At 63.2% G+C, this 14,386-nt stretch carries 15 protein-coding genes; 8 read left to right on the forward strand and 7 right to left on the reverse strand.

Translation table 11 applies throughout. The features are described 5' to 3' along the window. The first annotated feature begins 390 nt into the window (after positions 1 to 390). The 8 genes from Spa11_RS11910 to nqrM all read left to right on the forward strand — a co-directional run bounded on the left by Spa11_RS11910 (position 391) and on the right by nqrM (position 8,038). Positions 391 to 1,770: a Na(+)-translocating NADH-quinone reductase subunit A gene (locus Spa11_RS11910; RefSeq protein ID WP_145112491.1), complete on the forward strand. Its 1,380-nt coding sequence runs from the start codon at positions 391 to 393 to the stop codon at positions 1,768 to 1,770. Between the two features lie 103 nt (positions 1,771 to 1,873). Then, the gene (locus Spa11_RS11915; RefSeq protein ID WP_145112493.1) at positions 1,874 to 3,154 is read left to right on the forward strand and encodes an NADH:ubiquinone reductase (Na(+)-transporting) subunit B; all 1,281 of its coding nucleotides are present in this window, start codon (positions 1,874 to 1,876) and stop codon (positions 3,152 to 3,154) included. After that, a complete protein-coding gene (locus tag Spa11_RS11920; RefSeq protein ID WP_145112495.1) occupies positions 3,141 to 3,953 on the forward strand; it encodes a Na(+)-translocating NADH-quinone reductase subunit C in 813 nt (270 codons plus the stop codon). Before Spa11_RS11915 ends, Spa11_RS11920 begins: the two co-directional genes overlap by 14 nt. A gap of 53 nt (positions 3,954 to 4,006) precedes the next feature. Beyond that, on the forward strand, positions 4,007 to 4,633 hold the full coding sequence (locus Spa11_RS11925; RefSeq protein WP_145112497.1) for an NADH:ubiquinone reductase (Na(+)-transporting) subunit D: 627 nt from the start codon (positions 4,007 to 4,009) through the stop codon (positions 4,631 to 4,633). An 86-nt stretch (positions 4,634 to 4,719) separates the two neighbouring features. Further along, a complete protein-coding gene (nqrE, locus tag Spa11_RS11930) occupies positions 4,720 to 5,328 on the forward strand; it encodes an NADH:ubiquinone reductase (Na(+)-transporting) subunit E (protein ID WP_145112499.1) in 609 nt (202 codons plus the stop codon). Positions 5,329 to 5,439: 111 nt separating this feature from the next. Further along, positions 5,440 to 6,672, forward strand: a complete 1,233-nt coding sequence (gene nqrF / locus Spa11_RS11935) for an NADH:ubiquinone reductase (Na(+)-transporting) subunit F (protein ID WP_145112501.1) — start codon at positions 5,440 to 5,442, stop codon at positions 6,670 to 6,672. A 32-nt stretch (positions 6,673 to 6,704) separates the two neighbouring features. Continuing rightward, entirely contained in the window at positions 6,705 to 7,814 is a 1,110-nt protein-coding gene (locus Spa11_RS11940; protein WP_231932907.1) for an FAD:protein FMN transferase, read from the forward strand. Then, positions 7,811 to 8,038, forward strand: a complete 228-nt coding sequence (nqrM, locus tag Spa11_RS11945; protein ID WP_145112503.1) for a (Na+)-NQR maturation NqrM — start codon at positions 7,811 to 7,813, stop codon at positions 8,036 to 8,038. The genes Spa11_RS11940 and nqrM overlap by 4 nt, the downstream gene beginning before the upstream one ends. On the opposite strand, the gene Spa11_RS11950 is transcribed toward nqrM, so the two are convergent. From Spa11_RS11950 to Spa11_RS11980, 7 genes are all read right to left on the reverse strand, one after another. Next, positions 8,035 to 9,567, reverse strand: a complete 1,533-nt coding sequence (locus Spa11_RS11950) for a glycosyltransferase family 39 protein (RefSeq protein ID WP_145112505.1) — start codon at positions 9,565 to 9,567, stop codon at positions 8,035 to 8,037. The two genes, nqrM and Spa11_RS11950, sit on opposite strands and share 4 nt — an antisense overlap. Before the next feature lie 38 nt (positions 9,568 to 9,605). Then, positions 9,606 to 9,794 carry a hypothetical protein gene (locus Spa11_RS11955; RefSeq protein ID WP_145112508.1) on the reverse strand — a complete coding sequence of 63 codons (189 nt, stop codon included), beginning with the start codon at positions 9,792 to 9,794 and terminating at the stop codon, positions 9,606 to 9,608. A 27-nt stretch (positions 9,795 to 9,821) separates the two neighbouring features. Further along, positions 9,822 to 11,618 (reverse strand): type II secretion system protein GspD, encoded by a 1,797-nt coding sequence (locus tag Spa11_RS11960; RefSeq protein ID WP_197529334.1) that lies wholly within the window; start codon positions 11,616 to 11,618, stop codon positions 9,822 to 9,824. Further along, on the reverse strand, positions 11,608 to 12,198 hold the full coding sequence (locus tag Spa11_RS11965; RefSeq protein ID WP_145112512.1) for a hypothetical protein: 591 nt from the start codon (positions 12,196 to 12,198) through the stop codon (positions 11,608 to 11,610). Before Spa11_RS11965 ends, Spa11_RS11960 begins: the two co-directional genes overlap by 11 nt. Then, positions 12,195 to 12,743 carry a type 4a pilus biogenesis protein PilO gene (gene pilO, locus Spa11_RS11970; RefSeq protein WP_197529335.1) on the reverse strand — a complete coding sequence of 183 codons (549 nt, stop codon included), beginning with the start codon at positions 12,741 to 12,743 and terminating at the stop codon, positions 12,195 to 12,197. The genes Spa11_RS11965 and pilO overlap by 4 nt, the downstream gene beginning before the upstream one ends. A 75-nt stretch (positions 12,744 to 12,818) precedes the next feature. After that, positions 12,819 to 13,388, reverse strand: a complete 570-nt coding sequence (locus Spa11_RS11975) for a PilN domain-containing protein (RefSeq protein WP_145112516.1) — start codon at positions 13,386 to 13,388, stop codon at positions 12,819 to 12,821. Next, a complete protein-coding gene (locus Spa11_RS11980; RefSeq protein ID WP_145112518.1) occupies positions 13,385 to 14,371 on the reverse strand; it encodes a type IV pilus biogenesis protein PilM in 987 nt (328 codons plus the stop codon). The genes Spa11_RS11975 and Spa11_RS11980 overlap by 4 nt, the downstream gene beginning before the upstream one ends. Positions 14,372 to 14,386 lie beyond the last annotated feature (15 nt).

A 14,386-nucleotide genomic window follows, 5' to 3' on the forward strand; every position in this document is an offset into this window, starting at 1 on the left:
GTTATTTCGACAAGGGTTACAGCACTTCCGGCGAGCGAATCGCCTGCCGGCCCGACGCGGGGCGAGTATAGGGCGGGTCGAAAAGGCCAACAACGGGCCTCTGCGCAAGAGAGGGCCGCTTTCTGCCGGCTTGCGGTAAGAGATTGATGTCGGGACGGTTGCGAGTCGAAGACGGTTGCACGTTTGTAACGTGCCTGCCTTGCAAGCTGGACTTGACGCGGGCCCGATATCGTGAAAGATTTCACAAACCCTCCGTCGGCGACCCTTTGCCGCACCAGTCCGCGCACCGCGAGCACGGCTGGGCGCAAGGTCCGCTGACTCTGGCCCACCCCATTATCGGCCGCGGCGGCGACGCCCGGCTGCCACTCACGCGGCAGGATAGCGCGTCTTATGGCGACCACCGCAGCAATCGCCAAGAAATTTTCCCTCCAGAAGGGCCTCGACCTGCCGATCGCTGGCGCCCCGCCGCAGACGATCCTGGCCGGGCCCACGATCCGCACCGTGGGCCTCATCGCCGATGATTATCACGGCATGAAGCCGACCATGCAGGTCACCGAGGGGGACACGGTCCGCCTTGGGCAGTGGCTGTTCGAGGACAAGAAGACACCTGGCGTGAAGTACACGTCCCCCGGCGCGGGGCGCGTCGTCGCCGTCAACCGTGGCGCGAAGCGCAAGTTTGAGTCGATCGTCATTGAGTTGGAGGGCGACGAACGGCAATCGTTCGAGGCGTACCGCGACCAGAACCTGACGATGCTCGGCCGCGACGCGGTGCAGCAGAACCTGATCGAATCGGGCCTGTGGACCGCGCTGCGTAGCCGGCCGTTCGACAAAGTCCCGGTCCCCGGCACAGCGCCCTATGCGCTTTTTGTGACGGCGATCGACACGAACCCCCTAGCGGCCGATCCGCAGGTCGTCATTGCCGAGAAGCCCGCCGAGTTCACCGCCGGTCTGGAAGTGCTCAGCACGCTTACCGACGGCAACCTCTGGCTTTGCAAGAAGTCGGGCGTCTCGCTGCCGGGCGAAGACCTCGGCTTCGTCGAGGCCGCGAGCTTCGATGGCCCGCACCCCGCGGGCCTGCCCGGCACGCACATGCACTTCTTGGCGCCCGTCAACGCTGAACGGCACTGCTGGGATATCGGCTACCAAGACGTGATCGCCATCGGGCACTTGTTCCTGACGGGCGAGCTGCTGGTGGACCGCGTCGTTTCGGTGGCGGGCCCCGCGGTCGCCCGGCCGGGCTTGTACCGTACACGGTTGGGCGCGAGCCTCGCCGACCTGACGGCTGACAGCGGCGCCGCTCGTGACGGCGTGCGGACCATCAGCGGCTCGGTCTTCAATGGCCGCACGATGACCGACATGAAGGCCCACCTCGGCCGTCGTGACGTGCAGGTAACGCAGCTTGTGGAAGGCCACGAGCGCGTCTTCCTCGGCTGGATGGGCCCGGGCTTCGGCAAGTGGTCGGTGACCAATGTTTTCATGCAGAAGTTGCTCGGCCCGCCGGAAGGGGGCTTTCGCTTCACGACCAGCACCGAGGGGAGCCACCGGGCGATCGTCCCGATCGGCAGTTACGAGAAGGTGATGCCGCTGGACATCGAGCCGACGGCGATGATGAAGGCACTCTGCATGCAAGACACCGAGCTGTTGCAGTCGCTAGGCGTGCTGGAACTGGCCGAAGAGGACCTCGGCTTGTGCAGCTACGTCTGCTCCAGCAAGAACGACTACGGCCCGATGCTGCGGAAGGCGCTGACGACGATCGAACGTGAAGGGTGATGCAGGAGTCCGGTAAGGGATTAGTCCGGTAGTCCGTTAGGGACGCGGACGATCAGCCCAACCCTACCGGTCTATCGGACTACCCACCTAACTACCTAACAGAATGAAATTCCTCCGAGACCAACTCGACGCGGTCGCCCCGCTCTTCAAGAAGGGCGGCAAGCTCGAGAAGCTGTACCCGCTGTACGAAGCGAACGACACGTTCCTCTACACGCCGGGAGAGGTGACCAAGGGCGTCTCGCACGTCCGCGATGCGATCGATATGAAGCGGATGATGTCGACGGTGATCGTCGCGCTCATCCCGTGCATCTTCATGGCCCTCTACAACACGGGTTACCAAGCCAACTTGGCGATCGGCACGCAGGGCGCGGTCCCGCTGGACAACACGTTCACGGGGATCGACCCGTTTACCCGTGACGACGTAATGCACGCCATCGGGCTGCCTTACGACCACACCAACCACGTGTCGAACCTCGTCCACGGCCTCTTGTGGTTCTTGCCGGTCTACATTGCAACGATGGTGGTGGGCGGCGTCTGCGAGGTGATCTTCTCGATCATCCGCGGACATGAAATCAACGAGGGCTTTTTGGTTACCGGCATGCTGCTGCCGCTGACGCTGCCGCCGGCGATACCGTTGTGGCAGGTCGGATTGGGCATCGCGTTCGGCGTGGTGATTGGGAAGGAGATCTTCGGCGGCACGGGCAAGAATTTCTTGAATCCCGCGCTGACAGCTCGGGCGTTCCTGTACTTCGCCTATGCCCAAGAGATGTCCGGCGACAAGGTCTGGACCGCGGCTGGCGTTGCGGCCGGCGAGGGCGTCGATGGTTACACCAACGCCACCGTGCTCACCGGCATGGCGGCTCAAGCCGTAGGGACGACGCCCGAAGCCTCTTCCACCATGTCGCTCGGCTTTTGGGATTGCTTCTGGGGATTGATCCCCGGATCGATGGGCGAGACCTCGACCTTCGCTTGCCTGATCGGCGCCGCGATCTTGATCGCGACCGGCATCGGCTCGTGGCGGATCATGGCGGCTTGCACGATGGGCGCGCTCGTCACCGCGATGATGTTGTTCGCCTTCCGCGACAGCGTTCCGTACCCGCTGGCCTACATGAACCCTCTCTGGCACTTGGTGGCCGGTGGGTTCGCGTTCGGCGTGGTGTTCATGGCGACCGACCCGGTCTCGGCGGCCATGACCAACACCGGCAAGTGGTGGTACGGGGGTTTGGTCGGATTTGTGACTGTCCTCATCCGCGTGATCAATCCGGCGTATGCCGAAGGGATCATGCTGGCGATCCTCTTTGGCAACGTGATGGCTCCGCTCATCGACTACTACGTGATCCAAGCGAACGTGAAACGGAGGGCCGCCCGCTATGCCGCAACCTGATCGAGATTGGTACACGTTCCTCCGTGAAACGACGCTGGGCGCCTTCATGGTGGCGGCGGTGCTGTGCGTCGTCTGTTCGGTGCTCGTCGCGAGCGCTGCGGTAGCGCTCAAGCCGATGCAGGACAGCAACAAGCTCATCTTCAAGCAGAAGAACGCGTTGATGGCCGCCGGCTTGGCGAAGGGCGACGCCTCACCCGAGCAAGTCAAGAAGGTCTTTGATGAGTCGATCAAGCGCGAGCTGATCGACATCTCCACGGGAGAGTTCGTCAGCGAAGGCTCGGTTGAGTTCGATATCGACGATTACGACCCCGCCCTCGCGGCGAAGGACAGCAAGCAGAACGTCGACGTCGAGCCGCCGACGGCCTTGATGGGAGTCCAGAAACGCGAGCCCTACACGTTCGTCTACCAGATCATGAAGGAAGGAAGGCCTGACGGCTTTATCCTTCCCATCTACGGCAAGGGGCTGTGGTCCACGCTGCAAGGCTTCCTGGCCCTCGAGGCCGACGGCCAGACGGTCCGTGGCATCACTTACTACGATCACAAAGAGACCCCGGGTCTCGGCGGTGAAGTCGACAACCCCGCTTGGAAGGCGACCTGGGAGGGCAAGAAGGTCTACGACGAGGAGGGCGACGTCGAACTCGGCGTCGTCAAGGGCAACGCCACGGACGAGTACAGTGTTGACGGCCTCTCCGGCGCCACGATCACCAGCCGCGGCGTGGACAACATGATCAAGTACTGGCTCGGGCCAGAAGGCTTCGGCAAGTTCCTCGAAAAGCACCGCGTCAAGTCGGAGAGCTGAAAAGAACCGCTCAACGGTTCGCCAGCCACCACCTATAGCCAAACTGCGAAGGCATGGCCAAGCAATCGATCAAAGACGTCCTCATCGATCCGGTTTTTAACAACAACCCGATCGCGCTGCAGGTGCTCGGCATCTGCTCGGCGCTAGCGGTGACGACGCAGCTCAAGACATCGATCATCATGAGCTTGGCGGTCATCGCGGTGACAGCTTGCTCGAACGCAGCGGTCAGCCTTGTCCGCAAGTTCATCCCCAGCAGCATCCGCATCATCGCGCAGATGACGATCATCGCGTCGCTGGTGATCGTGGTCGATCAACTGCTGCAAGCGGTCGCCTACGAGGAGACCAAGAGCATCAGCGTCTTCGTCGGCCTGATCATCACCAACTGCATCGTGATGGGACGGGCCGAGGCGTTCGCGATGAAGAACCCGCCGCTGATTTCGTTCTTTGACGGCGTCGGCAACGCCGTTGGCTACTCGGTGATCCTGATCGCTGTGGGGTTCGTCCGCGAGCTCTTTGGCTCTGGGAAGTTGCTCGGATTCACCGTCCTGCCTCTGGCTACCGAGGGCGGCTGGTACGTCCCCAACGGCCTGATGCTGCTATCTCCCAGCGCGTTCTTCCTGATCGGCTTGCTGATCTGGCTGCTGCGTACCTGGAAGCCCGAGCAAGTCGAGCACGAGTAAAGGATGAGCTGTCAGCGATCAGCTTGCTGACGCAGAACATGAAAGCTGACCGCTGAAAGCCGACCGCTAATCCCCACGGGATAACCATGGATCACTTCTTACAACTGTTTCTCCGATCGGTCTTCGTCGAGAACCTGGCGCTCGCCTACTTCCTCGGCATGTGCACGTTCATCGCGATCTCGAAGAACGTGAAGACCGCCGTGAGTCTTGGGATCGCTGTGATTGTGATCATGGGGCTGACGATCCCCGCCAATAATGTCATCTGGCAGTTCCTGGTGAAGCCCGGAGCTCTCAAGTGGCTGGGCTCGGAGTACTCCAGCATCGACCTCAGCTTCCTGGGCTTGATCTCCTACATCGGGATGATCGCGGCGATGGTGCAGATCCTCGAGATGACGCTCGACAAGTTCTTCCCCGCGCTCTACCAGACGCTGGGCATCTTCCTGCCGTTGATCACGGTGAACTGCGCGATCCTCGGCGGTTCGCTGTTCATGGTCGAACGCGATTACACCTTCGCCGAGAGCTGCGTGTACGGCGTCGGCGCCGGCTTCGGCTGGGCGCTGGCGATCGCGGCGTTAGCGGGCATCCGTGAAAAACTCCGCTACAGCGATGTCCCCGAAGGCCTGCGTGGCCTGGGAATCACGTTCATGACCGTCGGCCTGATGGCATTGGCGTTCATGTCGTTCGGGGGAATGTGAGAAAAGCTGTCGGCTCTCGGCCATCGGCTGTCGGCTGACATTTTTAAGCGTTAACTGGGCTGACAGCCGATAGCTGGCAGCCAATAGCCAACTAAGCCGAAGGCTTGCGTCATGTCACCCCTCCTAACTGTCGTTCTCGGCGTCTTCTTCTTCACCCTCGTAGTGCTCGCGCTAGTGGCCCTGATCATGGCTGCCCGCAGCCAGTTGGTTGCTACGGGACCGGTGGAGATCACTGTCAACGAAGACAAGAAGATCAAAGTCGCCGCGGGCGGCAAGCTGCTCAACGCGCTTTCCGACGCGGGGATCTTCGTCTCCAGCGCCTGTGGCGGCGGCGGCACCTGCGCCCAGTGCGAGGTGAAGGTCTTCTCGGGCGGCGGCGACATCCTGCCGACCGAACGGACCCACATCTCCAAGAAAGAGGCCAAAGAGGGTTGCCGGCTCTCTTGCCAGGTCGCCGTCAAGCAGGACATGAAGATCGAGGTGCCCCACGAGGCCCTCGAGACGAAGAAGTGGGAGTGCACGGTCCGCTCAAACAACAACGTCGCGACCTTCATCAAGGAGCTTGTCCTCGAACTCCCCGAGGGTGAGGACGTCAACTTTAAGGCGGGCGGTTACATCCAGATCGAGGCCCCGCCGCACGTCGTCAATTACAAAGACTTCGAGATTGAAGAGCGGTTCCGCGAAGATTGGGACAAGTACAACGTCTGGAAGTACGTGTCGAAGGTCGAAGAGCCGGTGATCCGCGCCTACTCGATGGCCAACTGGCCGGGTGAGAAGGGCATCATCATGCTCAACGTCCGCGTCGCCAGCCCGCCACCCCGCGCCCCCGAGGGGACACCCCCGGGCAAGATGTCAAGCTACATCTTCAACCTCAAGCCGGGCGACAAGGTCACGATCAGCGGCCCCTACGGTGAGTTCTTCATCAAAGAGACCGACTCCGAGATGATCTACATCGGCGGCGGCGCCGGCATGGCCCCGCTCCGTAGCCACATCTTCGAGCTGTTCAAGAACCTCCGCACCGGCCGCAAGGTCAGCTACTGGTACGGCGGCCGCAGCAAGCGCGAGCTGTTCTACGTCGAGCATTTCCGCGAGATCGAGCGCGAGTTCCCGAACTTCAAGTTCAACATCGCCCTTTCCGAGCCGCTGCCCGAAGACAACTGGGACGGCTACGTCGGCTTCATCCACCAGGTGCTCTACGATAACTATCTGAAGGACCACCCGGCGCCCGAGGACATCGAGTACTACATCTGCGGGCCGCCGATGATGAATGCCGCGGTCTTCAAGCTCCTCGACGACCTCGGCGTCGAGAAGGAGAACGTCGCTTACGACGACTTCGGCGGTTAAGCCACAAGAGTCTTAGCCGCAGACGCGTGCAGATGATCGCAGATAGGTTCCTAGGTCGGCTTGCAGGCGGGTCCTGGCGGCTGTTGTTGCTGTGTCTGGTCGTCGGGTGCGCGAAGGGCGTTGCCGTTGAGGAGGCGCCGGTCTGGTCTTTCTCTGGGCCGACGATGGGGACGCGCTACAACGTCTCGATCGTTGGCGGGACGGAAGAGAACGCGGCGCGACTGCAGAAGCTCGTCGACGAGCGTTTGGCGGAGGTGAACCGCCAGATGTCGACTTACGACTCGAAGTCGGAGCTGTCGCGGTTCAACGCGAAGGAGACGCCCGAGTGGTTCCCGGTTTCATCCGAGACAGCGTCGGTGGTGGCGTCCGCGCTGAAGTTGGCCGCACAGTCGGATGGCGCCTACGACCCAACCGTGGGGCCGCTGGTGAACCTCTGGGGATTCGGCCCCGACAAGCGGCGCGACGAACCGCCGAGTGATGAAGAGATCGCCGCCGCTAAGCAGCGGGTGGGATACAAATCGGTGGAGACACGCCTCGACCCGCCCGCGCTCCGTAAGTCGAAAGCGAGTGTCTACCTCGACCTCTCTTCGATCGCCAAAGGTCACGGCGTCGACGCCGTGGGTGAGTTGCTCCATCGCGAAGGGGTTGATTCTTACATGGTCGAGATCGGCGGCGAGGTCCGGGCCCGGGGCGTCAAACCCGCCGGCAAGCCGTGGCGGATCGGCGTGCAACGCGCCTCGACCAACCCTAAGCAAACGCTGCAAGAAGTGATCGAACTGCGTGACCAGTCGCTCGCCACCTCGGGCGACTACTACAACTTCTTCGAAGTTGACGGGGTCCGCTACTCGCACACCATCGATCCCAAGACGGGGCGTCCCGTGAATCACGATCTGGCGACGGCTACGGTCCTCGCCGAGACGTGTCGCGACGCCGACGGGCAAGCGACGGCGTTGCTCGCCCTCGGCCCTGTGGCGGGGTACGATTGGGCGGTTGAGCACGGCGTCGCCGCCCTGATGGTGTCGCGCGACGCCGACGACCAACTCGTCGAGCGCACCACCCCGGCGTGGGACGCCGCCTTCAAGAACTCGCCATCGGCCTCCGCCGCTGCGGAAGCTGGTGAAGCCGCAGGAGAGTCGTCATGAATACCTTCCTGGTAACACTCGCCGTGTTCGCCGTCGCGCTAGCGGGGATGGCGATCGGCGTGATGCTCTCCGGCCGACGGATCAAGGGCTCGTGCGGCGGCTTGTCGTCGTTCAAAGACCATGAAGGCAACTCGGTCTGCGAGGCATGCACGAATCCCTCGACCGATTGCACGCAGCGCCGCGAACGCGAAGCGGCAACCGGTGGCGCGGCAACCGGGGGCTAAGGCCCCGCGGCAGATTGATCGATCGCAAAGCGATAGACCATCACGGTTGAAGAGACCCGCTCGACAAGGTTGGCGTTGAGCCGTTCGACGAGCCTGTCGCACACCGCTCGCTGCGGGTGCCCGATTGGGAACCATTGGGTCACGAGCCACGCGGTCTCGCGCGGCGCCGCTTCGCGAGCGAAGTCGGGGAGCTTCGCGTCCCAATCTTGCTCGGCTTCGGGGTGGGCTGACACGGTTAGCTTGAGCCAGTCGTCCGGCAAGCCGTAGAGCGCGCCCTCACCGTAGTGCAGCGGCGCGCCGAGCACGGCCGGCGGCTTGTTCTCTAGGTCGAGACGCTCGATCAACGCGGCGACGGCGTGGAAGTCGTTCTCGCAGTAGTACGGGTCGAGGTGACGGTTGAGAGTGGCGCCGACGCCGAACGCAATTAGCGCGGTCGTCGACGCCATGACTATCGGCCGGCCGCGCATCGTCGTGGCGCCGACGCCCATCGCCGCGGTCAGCGGGACGAGGACCCACACGTAGTAGCGGTAAGTGAAGCCCGTGCTGACCACCGACGAGGCGGCGAGCACCACCAGGGGCGGCGCCAGCACCAGCGCGGCGATCCAGACACGGTCGCCAGATTTCAACCGTCCCCAAGCGGCGAGCAGAAGCACCGCGACCGGCGCGATGGCCGCCAGTGCCCACGGCGCCATCGCGACTATCGCTTCGCGCTTTTGGCCAAGTGACGTCATCTCACGCAGGTCGCTGACTGAAGGTCCCAGCGTGTTTCCGGTGACGAGCCACAGGTAGCCCATCGCGTAGGCCTCGGAGTCGAAGCCGACGTGGTGGAAGAACTCGCCGGAGTCAGCGAGGTCAGCGCGGAGGCTGCCGACCAGCGGTAGGCCGGCGATCGCCAGAATCACAGCGGCGGCGATCGCCCTGCCAAGAGCCTTGCCGCGTTTCTCAGCGAGGAGTAGCCCACCGAGGATGATCAGCAGAACGCCGCCGAAGTAATGCGTCGCGACCAAAGTCCAAGCGGCGATAAGGAACGCGGCCCAGTCACCCCAAGAGTCGCGCTCACGCAGCCGCCAAGCGAGCAGCATCGTCACCGCAGCTAACAAGATGAGCGGCGCGTAGGCGCGCCCGAGTTGACTCATGAGAACGTGATTGGCGGAAACGGCGATCAGCCCCGCCGCCGCGACGCCCGCCGCAGCGCCGCCGAGTCGCCTGCCGAGCATGCCAACGAGGGGGATCGTCGCCACGCCGCACAATAGCGAGAACCAACGCGCCGCTTGGTCGGTCTTCGCCGCGGCAAAGAAGAGGCTCACGACCCAGTGATACAGCGGCGGGAAGTTGTCGTGGCGATACCACTGCTTCGTGAGGTCGGTCTCACAATGGACGATCTGCCAGACCTCGTCGTTGTCGAACGACGGCGTCTCGATCCGCCACGCACGCCAGCCCGCGGCCAACGCCGTGATGATGACGATCGCCATCCAGAAGACGCGACCGCAGGAACGGTCACGTGATTGCGGAGAGGTGTCCGAACTCATGCGGCGTCGTCAACTCGATCGCGCCTACGCCGCAGTGATCAACGGACGCTGTCCGTCTCAGTTCCGGTAGGCGGGGCAGGGGGAAGGTCGGCGTCACGACGATCGACGCCGCTGCGGCGTTCGCCGATCGCGCTCGGCGGGCCGGCGGCCGCCTGGCGGCGGTCGTCTTGTTCGCGTTTCTCTATCAGACTAGCCAGGTCGTCGGGCAACTCAAGTCGATTCGACACGGCAGGGCCTCTTCGGCGGAAAGTGGACTAGCGGAACCACGAACGTTTGGGTCGCTCGACGACTTCTGGCTCCGCGGGGACGACTTCGACGGGATCGCGATGGACGGCGGGCTCGATCAGTTCGGGCTGAAGAATGTCGGGCAGCCGGCGCGGCCCCGTCGATCCTTCTGGCGGCTCACAGACCGCGGTCGTGCAGACTTCTGTCTCGGTCTTCGGTCCCCAAGGCCAGGGGCGGTAGCCCTTGAGGTCTTCGTGCGGGTCGGGGAGCCGCGGCTCGTAGGGACGCGGGTTACGAACGAGCGGTCCGGTGAGCAATGGATCCGTCGCCCGCATGACTTCTTCTTGGTTGCGGCACTCGATCTCGGGAGCGTAAGGAAGAATGTGAGGCACGAGTGCAATGATCAGCTCGCGTCGCTCTTTCACAAGAGCCCGTCGCTGGAACAACCCGCTAACGTAGGGGATGGTGCTCAGCACAGGCACACGGTTGATCTGGATTGAGTCGGTCTCTTGGATCAGCCCACCGATGATCATTCCCTGGCCGCTGTGGAGCAAGGCATTGGTTTGCGTCTTGATGAGTTCCTTGTTGGGGATCCCATCGATCAACTCACCGTCAGAGACTTCTGGAGCCACACGCAGCAGCACGCGCCCGTCGCGGGTTATCCGCGGCGTTACGCTAAGGATAGTGCCCGTTTCTAGGAACTGAATGTTCTCGGCTGTGGTCGTATTGACCGTCGTCGTTGTTGCGTAACCGATGTCCCTACCTACCTGAAGACGAGACTCCTGGCCGTTAACGCAAAGCAGTCGCGGGTTGGCGAGGCTCTTGGCGTCGGTAGTGGAGATGAGTGCTTCAATCACCAAGTCCAAGTCGCCTCCGCTGGTCTGCACGAAAAAGCCGGATGAACCCGATGACCAAGCTGACCCGGACGGCAACGAGGCGGCCCCGTTAATTGCCGTGCCAGGAAGCACGGAGGTTAGACCCTGCGATCCGACAGTAAGAGGCGTCCCCGCGATCCGGCCTAGCGCCTCAAAGTTCACGCCGCAACGCTGGTCATCTTCCAGGGTCACCTGCAAGAGGTTCACTTCGATCAACACCTGCCGCGGCGGTTGGTCGGCCTCGGCGATGTAGCGCTCGATGCGTTGCAGGTAGGGCTCGAGGTCCTCGACGACCAGCAACTCTTTCGTGCGGCGGTTGTCTTCGGGGTTGGTCTCGACGTAGTGCGACTGGCCGACAGCCGAGAGCAGGCCTTCGACGGCTGGTTGCAGGTCGGCGGCCGAAGCGAAGTCGAGTTCGATCACCGCGACACGCCGTCCCTGCGCGACAGGCGAGAGCGTTCCGCCGGTCGCATTGCTCGTGACAATGACGACGCCGTCGCTCTCGGTCCAGGTGTGGCCCGTCGAGTTCATCAACGTCGTGAAGACGTCATCAATGGACATCCGCTTGAACTCGGCCGTCACTTGCGTGTCGGCCGGCGCAGCGATGACGAGGTTGAAGCCTTGGGTCTCTGCGAGGGCGGCGAGGACTTGGCGGAGTGTCGCGTCGCGCACCGAGAGTGAGATCAGCCCCTCATCGTCTTGGACGACGACCGGGAGAACCGGATCTTTGACGAGCGGCGCCACGAACTGGCCTTCGGCGGCCTTCTCGGGCGCGGGAAGCTGCTCGGCTGAGAGGATTTCAGGGCCGTTGACTACTCGCTCGAGTGTGCTGGCAAACTCTTGCAACGTCGGCAGCGAAGGCGTCTGCGCGCGCGACGATGCGGCGCCCGCGGCGAGACACGCCACAAGCACCCACCGGCAAGCGGCGAAGGACCACCCGCTATGCGCCATCCACCCCCTCCACTGGCCTCTTAGCGGCCGGCATGAAGACGACGCCGGTCGGCGTGATGTCGATGACTTCGAAGCCATCGATCTGGTCGCCGACGCGGACCGTGCGGTCCCCGAGCTGCGCCGCTCTCCCTTCGGGCGATACGAGGATCATCGCGACCCCCTGCGAGCGGATCGCTTCAAAACGCTGCGTCGCATTAGCGGAAGCATCCCCCTCTGCCGTACGGGCCATGAGGCTGACCGCGGCCGGCGACCAGGCGGGCGCGGCGAACGGGTCGTGCTCGCTCGCCTCACTGGCGGTGAACTTCGGCAGCGCGCGCTTCTCTAGCGACGCAGGGGCGAGTGTCGACGAGACCGCCTCGGCATTCGCGGTCTGATTCGCTCTCGTTGGCTGAACTTTTACGGCCTGAGCCTTAACCACAGCGGGCTTCGGCTTTGTCGGAGTGATCGCAGCTAGGGCGGGCTCTTCGTCACTTGAAGAAAACAACTGCGGTCCCCAGACGGCGACAAGCGCAATCGCGAGCACAGCCACGATGGCGGCCCGGCCCGGCGTCATCCCATGTTGTCGGAGCCACAGCGTCATGGCGTCCCCTCGGGCGGCGCGTTCCCGGCCGTGGTCAGTCCGTAGTACAGCGCGTAAGTCACATCCACCGAACGATCGTCCGAGTCGGGCTGTCGTCGGATCACCATCTCGGTCAGTTCGGCAACTCGTGGCAGCTTGGTGATCTCTTCAATCAACTGGCAAATCCCTCGATAACTCCCTCGCAAACTCACCGAGACCGTCACCGCTGAGTAGCCCTCTGTCTGCAAAGCGGCTCCACGCTGAAAGTCCTCGATCGCCACGCTCTGTTGCTCAGCCAAGCGTGTCAGGTCGGCAAGAAACTCTCCTTCCCTCGGTTGGTCGGGGATTCGGCGGGTGACTTCAGCGACTCGGGCGGCAAGCTCTTCGAGCTCTCGGGTCTGCGTGGCGTGCTCGAGACGCAAGGCGGGGCCTTGCGTCAGCTTTTCGCGGACGAGTTCCGCCCGACGGTCGAGGTCGATCCTCCATGTCTTCAGCGGTTCGTTCAGAGCAGCACAAGCAAGCGACGCTATCGCGACAGCGCTCGCTGCTGCCGCGATGTACAACACCCTTACGGGTAATCTCGGTACTCCCGATTGTCTGGGTTGCATGAAAACACCCGCCTGCCGGGGAATGCGTGAAAGTTAGAGGTTTCCGCCAATCGAAAACTGCCGCAAGCTAGCGACGCCACCATCGACGGGTTGGGTGTTTTGCACGGTGAGATCGGTGAAGACGCCGGATTCCCGAAGCTTCGCGGCGAACTCCGCTACCGAGATGCCGTCGATTCCGACGCCGCTCAGTTGCACGGAATTGGCCGAGCCGACGCCCTGCTGGGGGCTGGAACGCCGGTAAGCCAGGCTGTCGAGGTAAACATCGCCGCCCGACTTCGCCGCCGCTTCGGACATCACTCCCAAAAGCGTCATGCCGTACTCGTCATGCGAGACTTGCAGTGCGTTCTGTTCGCGAGTGCGTAGCTGAGCGATGCGGGTGTTGAGGACTTCACGTTCTTCGGCGAGTCTCAGGAAAGGGGCGTACCGTGCGTCGAGGTCCATGAGCTCACGAAGCGCCGCGACACCCCGAAGCCACTCGACTCCAAGGAAGAGGCCGGCGCAGGCGCCAGACGCCGCCAGCCAGAGCAACCAGACTCGCGACACGCGTCGCAGCGCGTAGCGTCTCTGGGTTGCGAGAGGGATCAGGTTAAGGCTCTCGCTCATAGGACGCCCTCCCGTGACGAATCCCACGCTAGCGCCGACAAGGCAATCGCCTGACCGAGAAGACAGTCGGGTACGACTGCGACCCCCGTGTCGCGATCCAATGCCGGCGCGCTCCAGGGCTCGACGGTCAATCCCAAGGCTTCGCCAACCAACGTCGACAAACCGGGAACGGCGCCTCCCTCACCAAAGACGAAAATCCGCTTTGGCCCAGGCGTTCGGAGTTTGCCGCCGAGGTGTTCTAGGGTCCGCTTGAGCTCTTGTGTGAGAGGGTAAACGGCGTCCTTGACCGCGTCGCGTATTGCACGCGTCACTCCGGCGCCGTTGGCCGACGTGTTATCTCCGCCGCCACGTAAGAGCCTGCCCACATCCTTCGCTGGCAGCGACAGCGACTGAGCAACGCTCTGACAAACATCCGCCATGCCGCCGCCGTGGAGGCGCCGGACATACCTCGCCAGGCCATTAGTCGAAGCGATGAAAGTCGCACTGGCGGCGCCGAAGTCTAGTGCTCCGAGGAGCTCTTCGCGATGGTAGTCTGGTGAGAGCCGCAGCGCTCTGGCGATCGCCAGGGGCTGGCCGTCGATCGCTTCGCATTGCCATCCCGCAACGGAGAGGCTCTCGACAGCGTCCTCAACCCGCCGCGTATCGACGCTTAACGTGTAATCCGCGCCCGACCCGGCGACCCATCGGCCCGCACAACGATCGGCAGAAACAGCATCATCAGCCATCGAAGGCTCGACCCGACAATCGTTCATCGACAGCGTCGCCGCGGCGTGCGAACCGCACAGACGCTCGGCGAGCACGCGAGCCGCGATGATCTGATCCGCCAACTCACGTGGCGATATGCCCTCGGCTTCGCTTGCTCGGACGCTCACCGAGGCCGCGGATAGTCTTAGGCGGTTGTGGTCGGAGGTCAGCTGCGCAACCTTGATTGCACGCGCCCCGATATCGACGCCAATCCAGCCGCGTGTTGATTTCCAGATCATCGTTCTGCCCCGAGG

This window comes from Botrimarina mediterranea (assembly GCF_007753265.1).
In the GTDB taxonomy this organism is placed as follows: Bacteria; Planctomycetota; Planctomycetia; order Pirellulales; family Lacipirellulaceae; genus Botrimarina; species Botrimarina mediterranea.

What these genes read in the sequence shown, in the direction of transcription:
- Spa11_RS11910 (WP_145112491.1), top strand. Translation starts at nt 391, where the DNA reads ATGGCGACCACCGCAGCAATCGCCAAGAAATTTTCCCTCCAGAAGGGC.
- Spa11_RS11915 (WP_145112493.1), top strand. Translation starts at nt 1,874, where the DNA reads ATGAAATTCCTCCGAGACCAACTCGACGCGGTCGCCCCGCTCTTCAAG.
- Spa11_RS11920 (WP_145112495.1), top strand. Translation starts at nt 3,141, where the DNA reads ATGCCGCAACCTGATCGAGATTGGTACACGTTCCTCCGTGAAACGACG.
- Spa11_RS11925 (WP_145112497.1), top strand. Translation starts at nt 4,007, where the DNA reads ATGGCCAAGCAATCGATCAAAGACGTCCTCATCGATCCGGTTTTTAAC.
- nqrE (WP_145112499.1), top strand. Translation starts at nt 4,720, where the DNA reads ATGGATCACTTCTTACAACTGTTTCTCCGATCGGTCTTCGTCGAGAAC.
- nqrF (WP_145112501.1), top strand. Translation starts at nt 5,440, where the DNA reads ATGTCACCCCTCCTAACTGTCGTTCTCGGCGTCTTCTTCTTCACCCTC.
- Spa11_RS11940 (WP_231932907.1), top strand. Translation starts at nt 6,705, where the DNA reads ATGATCGCAGATAGGTTCCTAGGTCGGCTTGCAGGCGGGTCCTGGCGG.
- nqrM (WP_145112503.1), top strand. Translation starts at nt 7,811, where the DNA reads ATGAATACCTTCCTGGTAACACTCGCCGTGTTCGCCGTCGCGCTAGCG.
- Spa11_RS11950 (WP_145112505.1), bottom strand. Translation starts at nt 9,567, where the DNA reads ATGAGTTCGGACACCTCTCCGCAATCACGTGACCGTTCCTGCGGTCGC.
- Spa11_RS11960 (WP_197529334.1), bottom strand. Translation starts at nt 11,618, where the DNA reads ATGGCGCATAGCGGGTGGTCCTTCGCCGCTTGCCGGTGGGTGCTTGTG.
- Spa11_RS11965 (WP_145112512.1), bottom strand. Translation starts at nt 12,198, where the DNA reads ATGACGCTGTGGCTCCGACAACATGGGATGACGCCGGGCCGGGCCGCC.
- Spa11_RS11975 (WP_145112516.1), bottom strand. Translation starts at nt 13,388, where the DNA reads ATGAGCGAGAGCCTTAACCTGATCCCTCTCGCAACCCAGAGACGCTAC.
- Spa11_RS11980 (WP_145112518.1), bottom strand. Translation starts at nt 14,371, where the DNA reads ATGATCTGGAAATCAACACGCGGCTGGATTGGCGTCGATATCGGGGCG.